Here is a 16,381-nt window from a genome sequence, read left to right on the forward strand (position 1 = left end):
GGAGTGTGCTATGGTAGAACTTGATCAATATAAACATGCGCTTTCGAATTATGACGGACCGCTGAAAGAACTGGGGGCTTCTCTTGACCTGGAGAATAAAAAGCGGCGCATTACGGAGCTGGAGCGCATGATGGAGGAGCCCGGGTTTTGGGACAATCCGGAGGAATCCCAGAAGGTGATGAAGGATCTGCGGGGCATGCAGGACGTGGTAAAAACATATCAAGGTCTGCAGTCCCGGTATGAGGATATTCAGGTGCTGCTGGAAATGGGTTATGAAGAAAACGATCCTGCTGTGCTTCCGGAAATAGAAGAGGCCATGGACGAATTTTCTACGACCCTGGAAAAGATGCGCACAGCCACACTGCTCAGCGGGGAATATGACAAGAATAACGCGATTCTGCGCCTGAACGCGGGAGCGGGCGGCACGGAATCCTGCGACTGGGCGGGGATGCTTTACCGGATGTACTGCCGCTGGGCGGATTCCAAAGGCTATACCACTGAGGTATTGGATTATCTGGACGGAGACGAAGCAGGCATTAAATCCGTGACGGTGCAGATCAACGGTGAAAACGCCTATGGCTATCTGAAATCCGAGAAAGGCGTGCACCGTCTGGTGCGCATTTCTCCATTCAACGCGGCGGGAAAGCGCCAGACCTCTTTTGTTTCCTGCGACGTGATGCCAGATATCGAAGAGGATCTGGATGTGGAGGTCAATGAGGATGATCTGAGGATCGATACCTATCGTTCCAGCGGCGCGGGCGGACAGCATATTAATAAAACTTCTTCCGCCATCCGCATCACACATATTCCCACAGGAATTGTGGTGCAGTGCCAGAATGAGCGTTCCCAGTTCCAGAATAAAGACAAGGCCATGCAGATGCTGAAGGCGAAGCTCTATCTGCTCAAGCAGCAGGAAAACGCCCAGAAGGAATCGGAGATCCGCGGAGAAATCAAGGATATTGCCTGGGGCAACCAGATCCGTTCCTATGTGCTTCAGCCCTATACCATGGTCAAAGACCATCGTACGGGCGCGGAATCTTCCAATGCCGGAGCGGTTCTGGACGGAAGCCTGGATCTGTTTATGGGCGCCTATCTGCGTTGGCTGGCCAACGGGTGCAGGAAGGTGGACGGAGCGGGGGAATAACCGCATAACATTCACGAAGTTGTGCGTATCGGGATAGGTAGTCTTGACAAACTGATACGGATGTGGTACGCTATTGCAGCGATTATAGGGCTGCCGGAGCTGTGAAAGCACAGGCTGAGAATCCGGCAGCCTAGTTTTGATCACGAAGTTAGACAAAACTAACCACATAAAGTATGCAGGAGGATAATTATGATGATGAACAAACGGCTGATCAATACAGTCAGCCAGTCTAAAAAGTACATAGCAGGGAATGTAGCGTTTCAGTGGTGCAGCATGGCGGCTAATATTGCGGGAGTGTTTGCAGCAGGGAACCTGATTGGCCGGCTGGCGGCGGGCAAGCCTGAGAAAGAAGTCCTGTGGGGGACCGTTTTAGTTGTGATTGCTGTACTGGCAGTCCGCTGCATTTGTCTTCTGGGGAGCGCAAGAATGAGTTTCCTGTCCTCAGAATCCGTAAAAAAGACGCTGCGCCGGGAAATTTATCAGAAACTCCTGCGGTTAGGCTCCTCTTACCAGGAGCGGGTTTCCACCTCTGAAGTGGTACAGATGTCGGTGGAGGGAGTAGACCAGCTGGAGACGTATTTTGGCGCTTACCTGCCACAGTTTTTTTACAGTATGCTGGCTCCGGTTACGCTTTTTGCAGTTCTCTCCTTTATCAGCGTTCCTCCGGCGCTGGTTTTACTGCTTTGCGTGCCTTTGATTCCGGCGGCTATTGCTGCGGTTCAGATATTCGCCAAAAAGCTGTTGGGAAAATACTGGGGACAGTATACTGCTCTAGGCGATATTTTTCTGGAAAATCTTCAGGGACTCACTACACTGAAAATATATCAGGCGGATGAGTATAAAAGCAGGCAAATGGATGAAGAAGCTGAGAAATTCAGGAAAATTACAATGAAGGTGCTGACCATGCAGCTGAATTCCATTTCTGTCATGGATCTGGTAGCCTTTGGCGGGGCGGCTTTGGGGGTGATTCTGTCTCTTTGGCAGCTGTTGGCCGGAAATATAAGCCTTGCCGGATGTTTCGTCATCATCCTGCTGGCTGCGGAATTTTTTATTCCCATGCGGCAGCTGGGAAGTTTCTTTCATATTGCCATGAACGGAATGGCGGCCAGCGATAAAATTTTTAATTTGTTGGATTTACCTGAACCACAGCAGGGGAAAGCCAAGATTTCGGTTAAGAACCCGGATATTTCCATAAAGCATGTGAGTTTTTCTTATGACAGAGAACGGGAGGTGTTAAAGGACATCATTATGGAGATCCCTGGGGGTAGCTTTACTGCTGTCGCAGGGGAGAGCGGGTGCGGAAAATCTACTCTAGCGGCTCTGCTGATGGGACGGAATAAAAGTTACAGTGGAAGCATTCAGGTCGGGGGAATAGAATTATCCCAGGCGTCAGAAGAAAGTCTGATGAAGTCGGTTACCTATGTGGGACACGACAGCTATATTTTTAAAGGAAGCGTTCGGGATAATCTGAAAATGGGAGACCCGGGGGCGGAAGAAGAAAAAATGTGGAATGCTCTGGAAAAAGTAAATTTGGCTGATTTCCTGAGGACCGAAGAAGGGCTGGATACTCAGCTGGAAGAACGGGCGTCCAATCTGTCCGGGGGCCAAAGGCAGAGGCTGGCCCTGGCCCGGGCGCTGCTGCATGACAGCCCCGTGTATATTTTTGATGAAGCTACTTCCAACATAGACGTGGAGAGCGAAAATGAAATTATGGCACAGATCAGGTCGCTGAAAGGAAACAAGTCAGTCATTCTAATTTCCCACAGGCTGGCCAACCTGACTGGAGCTGACCGTGTTTATATGATGGAAAATGGCAGAGTATGCGAGGCGGGAACCCATGAAGAACTTTTAGACTATGGCGGCGGCTACGCGAGGTTATGGAAAAAGCAGCAGGAATTGGAGATGATCGGAAAAGGAGGCGGGCAGGAATGAAAAAGCGCAGTAATTTAAAAATCATGCTGAAATTGTCCGGATTGGTAAGACCGCTGGCGGGGTGGATGGCGTGCGCGGTACTGATGGGAGTGACGGGATTTTTGTGTTCCATTATGATACCAGTGCTGGGGGGCTATGGAATCCTTGATGCAGTGAACGCTGGTTCGCCATTTACAGTGAAGACTGTGTGTATAATCGTGGGAACTCTGGCTCTGCTGCGGGGAATCCTGCGTTATGGTGAACAGGCCTGCAACCACTATATTGCGTTTCGCCTGCTGGCCTTGATCCGGCATAAAGTATTTGCTGCTCTCAGGAAACTCTGTCCGGCGAAATTGGAAGGAAAAGACAGGGGGAATCTGATTTCCGTGATCACTTCCGATATAGAGCTGCTGGAGGTGTTTTACGCCCACACGATTTCCCCTGTGGTCATTGCTGCGGTAATGTCTCTGGCCATGACATTTTTGATCGGCAGGTACCACTGGCTGGCCGGACTGATTGCTCTGTGCGGCTATGTGACAGTGGGGGCTGCTGTTCCTCTGATGATTTCCAGGCGCAGTGGCAGCGTGGGAATGGAATTTCGGAAAGGCTCCGGAGAATTGAGCAGTTTTGTGCTGGACAGCCTGCGTGGGCTGAAGGAGAGCCAGCAATATGGAACCGGGGAGAAACGATTGTCTGAGCTGGAAAATAAAACAGACCGGCTGTCTGAAAAACAGGAAAGGATGAGCAGTATGACAGGCCGCAATATGGCTCTGACCAATACTCTGATCCTCATAGTTGATTTCCTTCAGCTGGGGGTATGCACCTGGCTGTATTTGGATGGGCAGATGGGGTTTGACGGGCTTCTGATTTCCGTCATTGCTACCATGTCTTCTTTTGGTCCGGTGATTGCTCTGGCAAATTTGGGAAGCACTTTACAAAATACTTTTGCAGCCGGAAACCGGGTGCTGGATATTTTGGAAGAAACACCTCAGGTTGCCGGGACAGCAGGAAAAGAAAAGACAGTTTTTTCCGGCGCGGGGCTGGAAAAGGTGACTTTTGGATACGGGGACGAGTTGGTCCTTCAGGACTTGAGCCTGCAGGTAAAGCCAGGTAAAATCACGGGAATTGTGGGAAGGAGCGGAAGCGGGAAGTCCACCATGCTGAAACTGCTGATGCGGTTTTGGGACGCCCAGGAGGGGCGTGTGGAGATTTCAGGTAAGGATATCCGCCAGGTGAATGCGTCGGATCTGCGGGAAATGGAAGGATATATGACCCAGGAGACCCATCTGTTTCATGACAGTATCGCCGCAAACCTCAGAATTGCAAAGCTTTCCGCCAGCAGGGAAGAACTGGAAGAAGCCTGCCGGAAAGCCTCGATTCACGATTTCATCATGACTTTGCCCAACGGATACGACACAGAAGTGGGGGAATTGGGCGAAACCTTGTCAGGCGGGGAACGTCAGCGCCTGGGGCTTGCCAGAGCGTTCCTGCACGATGCGCCGCTGCTGCTTTTGGATGAACCCACCAGCAATCTGGACAGCCTGAATGAAGCGGTAATTTTGAAGTCTCTCCGGGACCAGCAGGAAGAGAGGAGCGTGGTGCTGGTTTCCCACAGAGCCTCTACTATGAACATTGCGGATCAAGTTTACCAGGCGGAAGAACTGTCCGGGAAAAGGAGCTGCTGATGGATAAAAACAATAAACGAGAACGGGAAAAAAAGCTGGTTTCGGAAATGATCCGAATTTACTGTCGGGGAAAACACAGAGGAAAAGAGGAGCTATGCCCGGAGTGCCGGGAATTGGAGGAGTATGCCCGAATGCGCAGCGACCGCTGCCCGTTCATGGAAACAAAGACATTCTGTTCCAACTGCCGCGTACACTGCTACAGGCCGGACATGCGGGAAAAGATCCGGGAAGTCATGCGCTATGCCGGCCCCCGGATGATATTTCACCATCCGGGGACTGCAGTCCGGCACGTCATAGAGAGCAGAAAAGAGAAGAAAAGATTGGAGAGTGAAGGATGAAAAAAGTATTATATGTAATTCTTGGTTGTATCGGGCTGGGACTTGGAGCGCTGGGAGCCGCGCTGCCGCTGCTCCCGGCATTTCCCTTTCTGATGCTGGCCGCCTTTTGCTTTGCCAGAAGCTCGGAACGATTGCATAACTGGTTTCTTTCCACCAGGCTCTATCAGAAAAATCTTGAGAGCTTTGTTCAGGGCAGGGGGATGACCTGGGGAGCCAAAATCCGCATTATGATCATGGTGACCGCCACGATGTCGGTGGGATTTGTAATGATGAGCAGAGTTCCTGTGGGAAGGATCATACTGGGCTGCGTATGGGTGCTTCATCTTTTTATTTTCGTATTCGGAATTAAAACTCTGAAAACTGAGGAACATCGTGATGAAGAGGGGTATGCTGATATCGATGCGGCGTGAGCCAATTTGAAAAGACTGCCGGATGTTTTGCTTAGCAGTGCCGCAGATTGGGAGCTATAATAAAATAAGATTTGTCTTCGAAAGGCGGAAAAAATGTTCGGCCCTGGCCTGCGAAGGTTAAAACCGCAGGCCAGGGCCGAACTCATTTGCTGCCAGGAAACAACAACTAAACCAAATACCGGAATCCCTGCAGAAACCATCCGAAGACATACATCATACTTCTCTTCCAGCCCGGCAGGCTGCGGATTTCAAGGCCTTCCGGAACCTGGTAGGTATCAGGGCCGGTGACCTTCCGGCAGTCCTGTCTGAGGGCGTCCATATAACCCTGCAGTTCGGCGGTCAGCTCTTTGCTCTGGATCACCAGCATGGATTCCGTATCCATATAGGTGCTGCGCAGGTCAAAATTGTAGGAACCGATCACAGAGATATCGTCGTCGATGGTGACTGATTTTCCGTGATAGGAAGAACCGCCGTCGTATTCATAGATGGAGAGGCCTGTTTGAATCAGGTCTTTTTTGTTGTGGAGATAATCGCTGGAGGCCACCATATTGTCCCCGTTGTCCACGGAATTCAGCATCAGCGTGGTTTCCGGAACAGCCTGAGCAACGCCGGAGAGCTGCTCATACATGAAATCATTGCAAACCGCATAGGGCGTATGGATGGTGACCTGGGTCCGGGCGGTTTTCATCAGCTGGGTGAGTTGGTAAAACAGCACTGGTTCTTTGCTGTAAATTCCGGTGGGGCCGGTGAGAAGCTGAACCGAATTGGTGGGGTGGGTGTTCAGGCTGTAATCAAAAGGAGCGAAGAGATCCGGCCTGTTGTTCTGCAGTTCCTGATAATGTGCCCGCAGCCTATCCAGTTCCTCTGAAAGGTGGAGCGCCTGGAAGGGGAATACAGGACCTTCCCCGAAGGTTTTCACAGGTTCCTGCAGCAGCTGCATATAATATTCTTCAGCCTGAAATAAAGAAGATTCCCGGTCGTTTTCTCCCTGCCTGGTATTCCAGATCAGAACCTCCCGGTCCAGGCTTTTATGAGCGCTTTCATAGCTGCCCAGGAAATAATCAAAAGTATTGCGCCCGCCCAGTATAAACCCCTTGTCGTCCACAATAAGGATTTTGTCGTGCATGCGCCCCTGACTGGTCCAGGGGGTAAAAAGATTGATGGGGTTATAAAATCGGAACACAATATTCTCATGGGAGGCCAGGGCCCGAAGCGTCAGGCTGTTCTGAGCCCGAAGCATGCCGCTGAGCCCGTCCACCAGAATCTCTACCGGCACGCCCTGGTCCGCCTTGCAGATCAGAAGGGAGGCAAGATCTTCGGTGCTGGCCCCTTCCCGCATATCAAACGTGGTGAGAATAATCCGTTCCTGGGCCAGATTGATCAGCCGAATGCGCTCATCCAGCGCAGATTCCGCAGTTTCCAGCAGCATCGCCCGGTCCGGACCGGTCTGTCCGCTGCGGAAACGATCCGCCGAAAATGAGGCTTTCTGAGCCTCTGTTAATTCAGAATACTTTACAAAGGGCGCTATGGCGCCTATAATCAAATAAGCAAGCAGTAAGGCTGCCGCAATGAGGACAGCCCACAATCGTTTATGTCGCATCATGGTTACTCCTTGGCCTTTCTCTCTTCTTTAGTTTATTACAAATATACTGTGAGTGTATCACGGAAAAAAATATTTGTCAAAAAATGCTTGCGCTGTTCCGGAATTTGTGATAATATCTTTCGAGTGAGGACACATGTATTTAAACGACGAACATTCCGAGAGGATGTGAGGACGAAATGGCAGAAAGTAAATATTATGTAGTAAAGCAGAAGGCAGTGCCCGAGGTATTGCTGAAAGTGGTAGAGGCCAAAAGGCTTCTGGAATCCGGAAAGGCCAGGACTGTGCACGATGCGGCGGCACAGGTGGGAATCAGCAGGAGCTCCTTTTACAAATATCAGGATGATATTTTTCCGTTTCACGATGACGCCAGGGGCAGGACTGTCACAGTGCTGCTTCAGATGGAGGATGTGCCAGGGCTGTTGGCTTCGGTGCTCCGGCGGGTGGCGGAAAGCCGGGTGAATGTGCTGACAATCCATCAGACGATACCGGTAAACGGGGTGGCCATGCTGACGCTCAGCATAGAAGTGCTGCCGGGGGCAGAGGATGTTTCCGCCATGCTGGATAAAATTGAACATCTGGATGGCGTGCATGATTTGAAAATATTAGCGAGGGAGTGACAGAAGTGAAGACTGCAATTTTAGGGTATGGCAATATCGGTTCCGGGGTGGCCCAGGTGCTGCGCATGAATGCGGACTGCGTGGCCAGGCGGGCAGGAGAACCGCTGGAAGTAAAATATGTGCTGGATTTGAGAGAATTTCCGGGTGATCCAATGGAAAAATATGTGGTGCATGACCTGGATATCATCGTAAAGGATCCGGAGGTAAAGATCGTGGTGGAAACCATGGGCGGCACAAAGCCTGCCTATGATTTTGTAAAAGCCTGCCTGAAGGCCGGCAAACATGTAGCCACCTCCAATAAAGAGCTGGTGGCGAAGCATGGGGCGGAGCTGATGCAGATCGCAGAAGAGAAGCACATCAATTTCCTGTTTGAGGCCAGCGTAGGGGGCGGCATTCCCATCATCCGTCCGCTGAATGAATGTATTACCGCGGATGAAATTGATGAAATCACCGGTATACTCAACGGCACCACCAATTTCATGCTGACAGAGATGGCTCAGGAAGGCATGCCCTATGAGGAAGTGCTGAAGCAGGCTCAGGAACTGGGATACGCGGAACGTAATCCGGAAGCGGACGTGGAAGGCCATGACGCCTGCCGGAAAATTTCCATCCTGGCCTCCCTGGTTTATGGCAGGCAGGTGGATTCCGAAGAGGTGTACACAGAGGGAATCACGGAGCTTTCCGACCGGGATATGGCTTATGCCGCTGCCATGGGCAGGACAGTGAAGCTTCTGGGGACTGCCAGGAAAAAGAATGGAGAAGTCTATGTGATGGTGTCCCCTGTGATGATCGGTCAGGATCATCCTTTGTACAGCGTAAACGGCGTGCTCAACGGCATTCTGGTAAACGGCGGGGTGATCGGCGACCTGATGTTCTATGGCGCGGGAGCCGGGAAACTGCCCACTGCCAGCGCGGTGGTGGCGGATATGGTGGATGCCGCCCGCAACCAGCAGGTGACGGTGATGCAGCGTTGGAGCGCTGAAAAGCTGGAGCTCGGCGACTGGAAGAAGACCGAAAAGCAGTTTTTCGTCCGGCTGTCCGGGAACCCTGAAAACAGGCTGGCAGAGGCGGAAAAAGCCTTTGGCCCCTGCCAGGTGCAGAAGATTTCGGGGATGGAAGAATTTGGGGTGGTGACGCCTGTGTTGTCAGAAGCGGACTTTGAAGAGGCCGCCGCCAGGTTGGAAGGCGTGATCAGCAGAATCCGCCTGGCATAAATAATTGCTGGAGGAAAGTATGTTAATTGTAAAAAAGTTTGGCGGCAGCTCAGTTGCGGATAAAGAACACATTTTCAACGTGGCCCGCCGCTGCATAGAAGATTATAATAAGGGGCATGACGTGGTCGTGGTGCTGTCCGCCATGGGAAAGACTACGGATGGACTCCTGGCTAAGGCCCATGAGATCAATCCCCACCCATCCAAACGAGAACTGGATATGCTCCTGGTTACAGGGGAGCAGGTATCCGTTTCCCTGATGGCCATGGCCATGGGAGCCCTGGGCGTACAGGCGATTTCTCTCAACGCGGCGCAGATACAGATGCAGACTACATCCGCTTATGGAAATTCCAGGTTGAAAAGAATTGATACAGAGCGGGTGCGCAATGAGCTGGACGCCCGTAAAATTGTGATTGTTACGGGGTTCCAGGGGATTAATAAATATGACGATATGACAACTCTGGGCAGGGGCGGTTCAGATACCACAGCGGTAGCGCTGGCAGCAGTGCTTCACGCGGATCTGTGCGAGATCTATACGGATGTGGACGGAGTATATACAGCTGATCCGCGTATTGTTCCAAACGCACGAAAGATGGATGAGGTCACGTACGATGAAATGCTGGAGTTCGCCTCTCTGGGTGCGAAAGTGCTTCACAACCGTTCCGTGGAAATGGCTAAAAAATACGGGGTCCACCTGATTGTGCGCTCCAGCCTGAATACATCGGAGGGAACCATTGTCAAGGAGGAAGTAAAGATGGAAAAAATGTTGGTGAGCGGGGTTGCCGCCGATAGAAATACAGCCCGGATTTCAGTGATGGGCGTAAAAAACGAGCCGGGAATCGCGTTCAAGCTGTTCCAGCATCTGGCGAGACATAATATCAATGTGGATATTATCCTGCAGTCCGTGGGCCGCCATGGTACAAAGGATATCGCGTTTACTGTTGCGCGCACGGACCTGGAAGAGGCGCTGGAAATCATCAAGCGTCATATGGATTCTCTGGGCGCCCAGACACTGGAAAGCGAGGAAAAGGTGGCGAAGCTGTCCATCATTGGAGCCGGAATGACCTCCAACCCCGGCGTCGCGGCAAAAATGTTTGAAGCTCTGGCCAGCGTGGGCGTGAATATCAAGATGATTTCTACATCAGAAATCCGCATTACCGTGCTGATTGACGAGGCTGACGTGGAGCGGGCTATGCGCTCCGTCCATGACGCTTTCTCTTTGGGAGATTAATGAAAAAGCTGATTTTGCAGCCCGCGGAGCGGGATGTCAGGATGGAAGAGACTCTTTACCGTCTTCTGACCGCGTTTTTGGCGGCAGGGCTGTTGGGGGCAGGCGTAATCTGGCTGTTCAGGCTGGATCTGAGCCCGTTTCTGCTGCCCTGTGCCCTGCGCACCTGGCTGGGAATTTACTGCCCCGGCTGCGGGGGAAGCCGTTCGTTTCGCTTTCTTTTGCACGGGCAGATCCTGCAGAGCCTGTTTTATCATCCCCTGGTGCCATACGGGGCCGCGGTCTGCGGGTGGTATTGGATCACCCATACCCTGCGCCATCTGACCCGGGGCAGGATCAAAGGGATGCGCTACAGAAATTTGTACTGTTATCTGGCGGTGGCGATTGTGATATTGAATTTTATCTGGAAAAATGTGATGCTGCTGGCATTTCATATGGAACTGATCCCCTGAAGGGCTTTAAAAGCCTGCAGGGGATTCTTTGTTTCATAGCAAGCTGCGTTTCTTATGAAACAAAACCTTCCGGGGGATGCGCACGACGCGCTAAGGAAATATGGCCGCGATAGCGACCGCGCTCCGGCGCGCGAGTCCGGCAAGCCGGATTCTAAAAAAAACTGTTGACAATATCCTTTCAATCAGTTATAGTACAGATGTAATGTAGTTAGTTACTTGACTAACAAACATACACACAGGAAAGGGAGTGGTATAGTTGAACATAAATCCGAATATAGAAAAACCGATTTTCATCCAGATTGCGGAGCAGCTGGAAGACTCTATATTCACTGGAGTGTTCCCGGAGGAAAGTAAAATTCCCTCAACGAATGAAATATCTGCACTGTTGAATATCAATCCACACACTGTTTTAAAGGGAATGAATTTACTTGTGGACGAGGAAATTATCTATAAGAAAAGGGGGCTGGGAATGTTTGTAAAGGAAGGAGCAATTGAAAAAATACGCCAGAAAAGGCAGGGCCAGTTCTACAATCAGTTTGTAGCGGCGCTGATTGAGGAAGCCAACAAGTTGCATATGACGAAAGACGAAATTATTTCTCTGATAGAAAGGGGTTTTGAAAATGAATGCAATTCAAATTAAGAATGTTACAAAACGGTACAAAAATGTTGCCGCCCTTCATGATGTGTCTTTTTCCTTTGAATCCGGAAAAATTTATGGATTTCTGGGGAGAAATGGCGCCGGAAAGTCCACGCTCATCAATATCATAGCCAACCGCATTTTTGCGGACAGCGGAGAAATCCTGATTGATGATCTTCCGGCAAAAGAAAATATTAAAGTCCATGAAAAGATTTTCTGCATGAGCGAGGCCGATTTATATGACGCGGGTTTAAAAGTGAAAGACCTCTTTAAATGGATCAACCGTTTTTATGACTCCTTCGATCTGGATAAAGCCTTTGAGATTGCAGGGAAGTTTAATCTTGACACGAACAAGAAATTCAAGGCATTATCCAAAGGTTACCAGTCCATCTTTAAATTAACCGTGGCCCTGTCCCTGATGGTTCCATATGTGATTTTTGATGAACCAGTTTTGGGCTTAGATGCAAATCACAGAGAACTATTCTACGATTTGCTGTTGAAAGACTTTCAACACAACGAGCGCACGATCATTATTGCCACGCATCTTATTGAAGAAGTGGCAAATATCATTGAGGAAGTTGTTCTGATTGACCAGGGAAAAGTGCTGCTGCAGGATCACGTAAGCACGCTGATGGAAATGGGATACAGCATATATGGACCTGCCAAGGAAGTAGACGCTTATTGTGCTGACAAAAATATCATCGGGTATGATGAATTGGGAAATCTGAAAATCGCTTACGTGCTGGGGGAAAAGACGCCGCTTCCCAAGAACAGCAATTTATCGGCTTCAGCCATGAACCTGCAGAAACTGTTTGTCAAGTTAACGGAGAAAGGAGGCATTTGAAATGAAGAAATTAAAAGCTGCTGTTCAGTATGAATGTATGACTTCATTTAAGTTTATATGGATTTTTTATGCCATACAATATGCTGTGGTTTTACTCATTACGTTGATTGTAGGGATCAGCATGGGAACTTTTGAAAACCTGGGAACCGACGTTTTAGAAATGAACACCTTGATTTATATTGGGATATTGGGAGCATTAGGCTTTAAAGAAGACTTTAAAATGCTGATCCAGAACGGATTTACCCGCAGGCAAATTTTCACTGCAACCCTTTCCATGTTTTGCTTTATTTCCGGAATTATGGCGTTTGTGGATACTGTGGTCGGGAACGTCATTCACCACTTTAACAGCGGCTATTCCTCCCTGTACAGTGGTATTTATGGCTACGATAACATATTTATGAATTGGCTGTGGCTGTTTCTTCTTTATGTTACGCTTTGCAATTTGTTATACTTACTGATGCTTATCATAAATAAAGTCGGAAAGACAGCATCCATTTATTTAGGAGTGGCTGCCGGCGGTATGGTATTGCTGATTATCGCAGTATTCAAGTATGTACTTTCAGCCGAAGCAGTGGCCAGTATGATAAGCTTTTTCATGAAATCAATGGGATTTATGCCGGACGGAACGATCAACTGCATGTTTCCTGTCCTGACCCTGGCGGCTCTGGCAGCAATTTTTGGAACAGGTTCGTATGCAATCATCCGCCATACAGAACTAAAATAGGCGGTGGGCAGTTTTACAGCGGGAAGAATCCCTGGCAGAGAGGCGGAAGAGAAAACGGAGGCGGCTATAGCCGTAAGGCATGGAGCCTCCGGAGTTTTCTCTTCCGCCTCTGTCGCGTATCATCCGCATTCTTTATAATATTAGGCAAAAATGAAATAAAATGAATTCTTTGTAAAATAAATCCCGGCGGCATTGACTTTCAGGTTTCGGATGATAATATTAAGACAGAAGAAAAGGAGGCGGTATTGATGAAAGAAGTAAAACCACCCAAAAAACCACTCATATTTTATTATTTGATCGCATTATTAATTATGATGGCGCTGAATTCTCTGCTCCTGCCGTGGCTGACCAGCAGGCAGGTGGCGGAAGTTTCCTATGGAAAGTTCCTGGAAATGGTGGAGGAAGGAAATGTCAGCCAGGTCCAGGTGGAGGACAGCCAGATCATATTTACCGATAAGGCAGAAAAAACAGGCTATTATAAGACGGGAAACATGAATGACCCGGAACTGGTGGACCGCCTGAGAAAGGCGGGAATTCAGGACTTCGGTACGCCCATTGTGAAGAAGTCTTCCAACATTTTCAGCTATATCTTCTCCCTGTTGTTCCAGATCGTGCTGATCGTCCTTGTGGGGCAGCTGCTGATGCGCTTCCTCATGAAACGGATGGGCGGCGGCATGGGGGCCAACGCCATGAGCTTTGGAAAGAGCAACGCGAAAGTATATGTGGAATCCAGCACGGGAATCAAGTTTGCTGATGTGGCGGGAGAGGACGAGGCAAAAGAGGTGCTGACAGAGATTGTGGATTTTCTGCACAACCCTCAGAAATATACGGAAATCGGAGCAAAGATGCCCAAAGGCGCTCTTTTGGTGGGCCCGCCCGGAACAGGTAAAACTTTGTTGGCCAAAGCGGTGGCAGGAGAGGCCAATGTGCCTTTTTTCAGCATATCAGGCTCGGAATTCGTGGAGATGTTTGTGGGAATGGGAGCGGCCAAGGTCCGGGACCTGTTCAAGCAGGCGGCGGAAAAAGCTCCCTGCATCGTGTTTATTGACGAAATTGATACCATTGGCAAGAAGAGAGACAACGGCGGATTCTCCGGAAATGATGAGCGGGAGCAGACGCTGAACCAGCTGCTGACAGAGATGGACGGTTTTGACGGCACAAAGGGAGTGATCATTCTGGGCGCTACCAACCGGCCGGATTCCCTGGACCCCGCGCTGCTTAGGCCGGGCCGGTTTGACCGCCGGGTTCCTGTGGAGCTGCCTGACCTGAAAGGACGTGAAGAGATTCTGAAGGTCCATGCCAAAAAGGTGAACGTGGGGCAGGATGTAGATTTTGGAGCCATTGCCAGAATCGCGGTGGGAGCCAGCGGGGCGGAGCTGGCCAATATGGTCAACGAAGCCGCGCTGCGGGCTGTGAGACACAACAGGAAATTTGTGACCCAGGCGGACCTGGAAGAGAGTGTGGAAGTGGTGATTGCAGGCTACCAGAAGAAAAATAAAATTCTTACGGATAAAGAGAAACTCATCGTATCCTATCATGAGATCGGCCACGCGCTGGTAGCGGCCCTGCAGACAGATTCTGCACCGGTGACGAAGATTACCATAATTCCAAGGACTTCCGGGGCGCTGGGCTATACGATGCAGGTAGACCAGGATGATAGAAATCTGATGTCCAGAGAAGAACTGGAGAACAGGATCGCTACCCTGACTGGCGGCCGGGTAGCGGAGGATTTGGTTTTCCATACAATTTCCACCGGCGCGTCCAACGATATCGAACAGGCCACAAAGCTGGCCAGAGCCATGATTACCCGGTACGGCATGAGCGAAGAATTTGGAATGGTTGCTTTCGAAACGGTGACCAATCAGTATCTGGGCGGAGACGCTTCTCTTGCCTGTTCAGAAAATACTTCTTCTCAGATTGACGCCAAAGTGGTGGAACTGGTGAAACGGCAGTATGAGAAAGCCAGAAAGCTTTTGGAAGAGAACTCCGGCAGGCTGCATGAGCTGGCGAAATACCTGTATGACCACGAAACCATTACCGGAGAAGAGTTTATGGAGATCCTGCACACACACCAGGAAACCGAAATTCTTACAGATTCCTTACAATAAAATGCTCCCCGAAATGAAATTGTAAGGCTGAAATCACAAAATGAACACAGTTTTTACATTATACTGGATAAGACTTACAGAAGTGGTGAATTGTCTATGAAAGGGAGCGAATACAATGACCATGGAGACATTTATCCGGTATATGAATTTTGCGATTCTGGTTTTGTTTTTTCTGTGCTACTCATACCAGGTCGTATATGTGTTTATCAGATTGCTGAAAAAGGATGTGGTGAGAGGGGAACGGCCTTTCCACCGTTATGCAGTCATCATCTCAGCCAGAAATGAAAGCGCGGTGATCGGCGGCCTGCTGCAGAGCATCAACAGCCAGAAATATCCGAAAGAACTGCTGGATGTTTATGTGGTGGCCGATAACTGCACGGACAACACGGCGGAAATTGCCGCTGAAAACGGAGCGACAGTGTTTGAGCGTTTTAACCGGGTTCAGGTGGGCAAAGGCTATGCGCTGAATTACATTTTCCATAAGATCGATGAGGACAAGGGTATCCGCTATTATGACGCTTATATGGTGTTTGATGCGGACAATGTGCTGGATGAGAACTATGTTTACGAAATGAACAAAGTGTTTGACGACGGCTACCCTGTGATCACCAGCTACCGCAATTCCAAGAATTATGATTCTAACTGGATTTCTGCGGGATATGCCCTTTGGTTCCTCCGCGAATCCAGATACCTGAACGGAGCCAGAATGCAGTGCGGTTCCAGCTGTGCGATTTCCGGCACAGGATTCATGGTGGACAGCCAGATTATTGAGAAAAACCAGGGATGGAAGCATCATCTGCTCACTGAGGATATCGAATTCTCCGTGGACAACATCATTCAGGGCAATGTGATCGGTTATTGTGAGAAAGCAGTGCTCTATGACGAACAGCCTGTCCGCTTTAAAGAATCCTGGAATCAGCGTCTGCGCTGGGCAAAGGGCTTTTACCAGGTGGTGGGAAAATATGGGAAAGGCCTGGTGGAAGGATGTGTTAAACACCGCAGTTTTCAGTGCTTTGACATGCTGATGAACATAGCGCCCGCCATGCTGCTGACCATCGCGACCCTGCTGATTAACGGCGGCGCCATGATGATGGGGCTGATTAACGGAGAAGAAAGCCTGTTTTTGCTGGCAGGAGGAGAGATTATTAATTGTGTGGCCAGTATTTACCTGTCACTGTTCTTCTTCGGTATTGTGACAACAATTACGGAATGGAAACAGATCCACTGCAGCAGTACGAAAAAAATCCTCTATCTGTTCACCTTCCCTATCTTTATCTTCACTTATCTTCCGATTGCGATCGCTGCGCTGTTTAAGAAGGTGACATGGACGCCTATCCAGCACACCATTGTGCGGAATGTACAGGAGATCAGGCAATGAAAAAGAATCCCGCTGGCGGGATTCTCCGCCTGCGGCGTGTCGCTTTAGCGACGTAATTCCTTACGCCGCAGTGCGATCCCCCGGAGGGTTT

At 49.8% G+C, this 16,381-nt stretch carries 15 protein-coding genes; 14 read left to right on the top strand and 1 reads right to left on the bottom strand.

What is annotated here, in order from left to right; genetic code table 11:
• Nucleotides 1-10: 10 nt before the first annotated feature.
• The 5 genes from prfB to EV209_RS10100 all read left to right on the top strand — a co-directional run bounded on the left by prfB (nt 11) and on the right by EV209_RS10100 (nt 5,488).
• Nucleotides 11-1,144: a peptide chain release factor 2 gene (gene prfB / locus EV209_RS10080; RefSeq protein WP_130435323.1), complete on the top strand. Its 1,134-nt coding sequence runs from the start codon at nt 11-13 to the stop codon at nt 1,142-1,144.
• Nucleotides 1,145-1,336: 192 nt separating this feature from the next.
• Nucleotides 1,337-3,076, top strand: a complete 1,740-nt coding sequence (locus EV209_RS10085; RefSeq protein ID WP_130435358.1) for an ABC transporter ATP-binding protein/permease — start codon at nt 1,337-1,339, stop codon at nt 3,074-3,076.
• The gene (gene cydC / locus EV209_RS10090; RefSeq protein ID WP_130435324.1) at nt 3,073-4,740 is read left to right on the top strand and encodes a thiol reductant ABC exporter subunit CydC; all 1,668 of its coding nucleotides are present in this window, start codon (nt 3,073-3,075) and stop codon (nt 4,738-4,740) included. Before EV209_RS10085 ends, cydC begins: the two co-directional genes overlap by 4 nt.
• Complete coding sequence (locus EV209_RS10095) at nt 4,740-5,078, top strand: nitrous oxide-stimulated promoter family protein (protein ID WP_130435325.1); 339 nt, start codon at nt 4,740-4,742, stop codon at nt 5,076-5,078. The genes cydC and EV209_RS10095 overlap by 1 nt, the downstream gene beginning before the upstream one ends.
• Nucleotides 5,075-5,488: a YbaN family protein gene (locus EV209_RS10100; protein ID WP_130435326.1), complete on the top strand. Its 414-nt coding sequence runs from the start codon at nt 5,075-5,077 to the stop codon at nt 5,486-5,488. The genes EV209_RS10095 and EV209_RS10100 overlap by 4 nt, the downstream gene beginning before the upstream one ends.
• A 166-nt stretch (nt 5,489-5,654) precedes the next feature.
• On the opposite strand, the gene EV209_RS10105 is transcribed toward EV209_RS10100, so the two are convergent.
• On the bottom strand, nt 5,655-7,091 hold the full coding sequence (locus tag EV209_RS10105) for a phospholipase D family protein (protein WP_330521087.1): 1,437 nt from the start codon (nt 7,089-7,091) through the stop codon (nt 5,655-5,657).
• Between the two features lie 176 nt (nt 7,092-7,267).
• Here EV209_RS10105 and EV209_RS10110 point away from each other — a divergent pair, with 176 nt between their 5' ends.
• The 9 genes from EV209_RS10110 (at nt 7,268) to EV209_RS10150 (ending at nt 16,290) form a co-directional block, all read left to right on the top strand.
• Nucleotides 7,268-7,708 (top strand): ACT domain-containing protein, encoded by a 441-nt coding sequence (locus tag EV209_RS10110; protein ID WP_130435327.1) that lies wholly within the window; start codon nt 7,268-7,270, stop codon nt 7,706-7,708.
• Nucleotides 7,709-7,713: 5 nt separating this feature from the next.
• On the top strand, nt 7,714-8,922 hold the full coding sequence (locus EV209_RS10115; protein ID WP_130435328.1) for a homoserine dehydrogenase: 1,209 nt from the start codon (nt 7,714-7,716) through the stop codon (nt 8,920-8,922).
• 19 nt (nt 8,923-8,941) lie between these two features.
• On the top strand, nt 8,942-10,150 hold the full coding sequence (locus tag EV209_RS10120) for an aspartate kinase (RefSeq protein WP_130435329.1): 1,209 nt from the start codon (nt 8,942-8,944) through the stop codon (nt 10,148-10,150).
• The gene (locus EV209_RS10125) at nt 10,150-10,599 is read left to right on the top strand and encodes a DUF2752 domain-containing protein (protein ID WP_130435330.1); all 450 of its coding nucleotides are present in this window, start codon (nt 10,150-10,152) and stop codon (nt 10,597-10,599) included. The genes EV209_RS10120 and EV209_RS10125 overlap by 1 nt, the downstream gene beginning before the upstream one ends.
• Before the next feature lie 256 nt (nt 10,600-10,855).
• Nucleotides 10,856-11,239 carry a GntR family transcriptional regulator gene (locus EV209_RS10130; RefSeq protein ID WP_130435331.1) on the top strand — a complete coding sequence of 128 codons (384 nt, stop codon included), beginning with the start codon at nt 10,856-10,858 and terminating at the stop codon, nt 11,237-11,239.
• Nucleotides 11,220-12,080, top strand: a complete 861-nt coding sequence (locus EV209_RS10135) for an ABC transporter ATP-binding protein (protein ID WP_130435332.1) — start codon at nt 11,220-11,222, stop codon at nt 12,078-12,080. The genes EV209_RS10130 and EV209_RS10135 overlap by 20 nt, the downstream gene beginning before the upstream one ends.
• 1 nt (nt 12,081) lies before the next feature.
• A complete protein-coding gene (locus EV209_RS10140) occupies nt 12,082-12,804 on the top strand; it encodes a hypothetical protein (protein WP_130435333.1) in 723 nt (240 codons plus the stop codon).
• Between the two features lie 248 nt (nt 12,805-13,052).
• A complete protein-coding gene (gene ftsH, locus EV209_RS10145) occupies nt 13,053-14,912 on the top strand; it encodes an ATP-dependent zinc metalloprotease FtsH (protein WP_130435334.1) in 1,860 nt (619 codons plus the stop codon).
• A gap of 115 nt (nt 14,913-15,027) precedes the next feature.
• Entirely contained in the window at nt 15,028-16,290 is a 1,263-nt protein-coding gene (locus tag EV209_RS10150; protein WP_207220599.1) for a glycosyltransferase family 2 protein, read from the top strand.
• The last annotated feature ends 91 nt before the right edge of the window (nt 16,291-16,381 follow it).

The sequence above is a fragment of the Cuneatibacter caecimuris genome (genome assembly GCF_004216775.1).
Taxonomy (GTDB): Bacteria; Bacillota; Clostridia; order Lachnospirales; family Lachnospiraceae; genus Cuneatibacter; species Cuneatibacter caecimuris.

What these genes read in the sequence shown, in the direction of transcription:
- prfB (WP_130435323.1), top strand. Translation starts at nt 11, where the DNA reads ATGGTAGAACTTGATCAATATAAACATGCGCTTTCGAATTATGACGGA.
- EV209_RS10085 (WP_130435358.1), top strand. Translation starts at nt 1,337, where the DNA reads ATGATGAACAAACGGCTGATCAATACAGTCAGCCAGTCTAAAAAGTAC.
- cydC (WP_130435324.1), top strand. Translation starts at nt 3,073, where the DNA reads ATGAAAAAGCGCAGTAATTTAAAAATCATGCTGAAATTGTCCGGATTG.
- EV209_RS10095 (WP_130435325.1), top strand. Translation starts at nt 4,740, where the DNA reads ATGGATAAAAACAATAAACGAGAACGGGAAAAAAAGCTGGTTTCGGAA.
- EV209_RS10100 (WP_130435326.1), top strand. Translation starts at nt 5,075, where the DNA reads ATGAAAAAAGTATTATATGTAATTCTTGGTTGTATCGGGCTGGGACTT.
- EV209_RS10105 (WP_330521087.1), bottom strand. Translation starts at nt 7,091, where the DNA reads ATGATGCGACATAAACGATTGTGGGCTGTCCTCATTGCGGCAGCCTTA.
- EV209_RS10110 (WP_130435327.1), top strand. Translation starts at nt 7,268, where the DNA reads ATGGCAGAAAGTAAATATTATGTAGTAAAGCAGAAGGCAGTGCCCGAG.
- EV209_RS10120 (WP_130435329.1), top strand. Translation starts at nt 8,942, where the DNA reads ATGTTAATTGTAAAAAAGTTTGGCGGCAGCTCAGTTGCGGATAAAGAA.
- EV209_RS10125 (WP_130435330.1), top strand. Translation starts at nt 10,150, where the DNA reads ATGAAAAAGCTGATTTTGCAGCCCGCGGAGCGGGATGTCAGGATGGAA.
- EV209_RS10135 (WP_130435332.1), top strand. Translation starts at nt 11,220, where the DNA reads ATGAATGCAATTCAAATTAAGAATGTTACAAAACGGTACAAAAATGTT.
- EV209_RS10140 (WP_130435333.1), top strand. Translation starts at nt 12,082, where the DNA reads ATGAAGAAATTAAAAGCTGCTGTTCAGTATGAATGTATGACTTCATTT.
- ftsH (WP_130435334.1), top strand. Translation starts at nt 13,053, where the DNA reads ATGAAAGAAGTAAAACCACCCAAAAAACCACTCATATTTTATTATTTG.
- EV209_RS10150 (WP_207220599.1), top strand. Translation starts at nt 15,028, where the DNA reads ATGACCATGGAGACATTTATCCGGTATATGAATTTTGCGATTCTGGTT.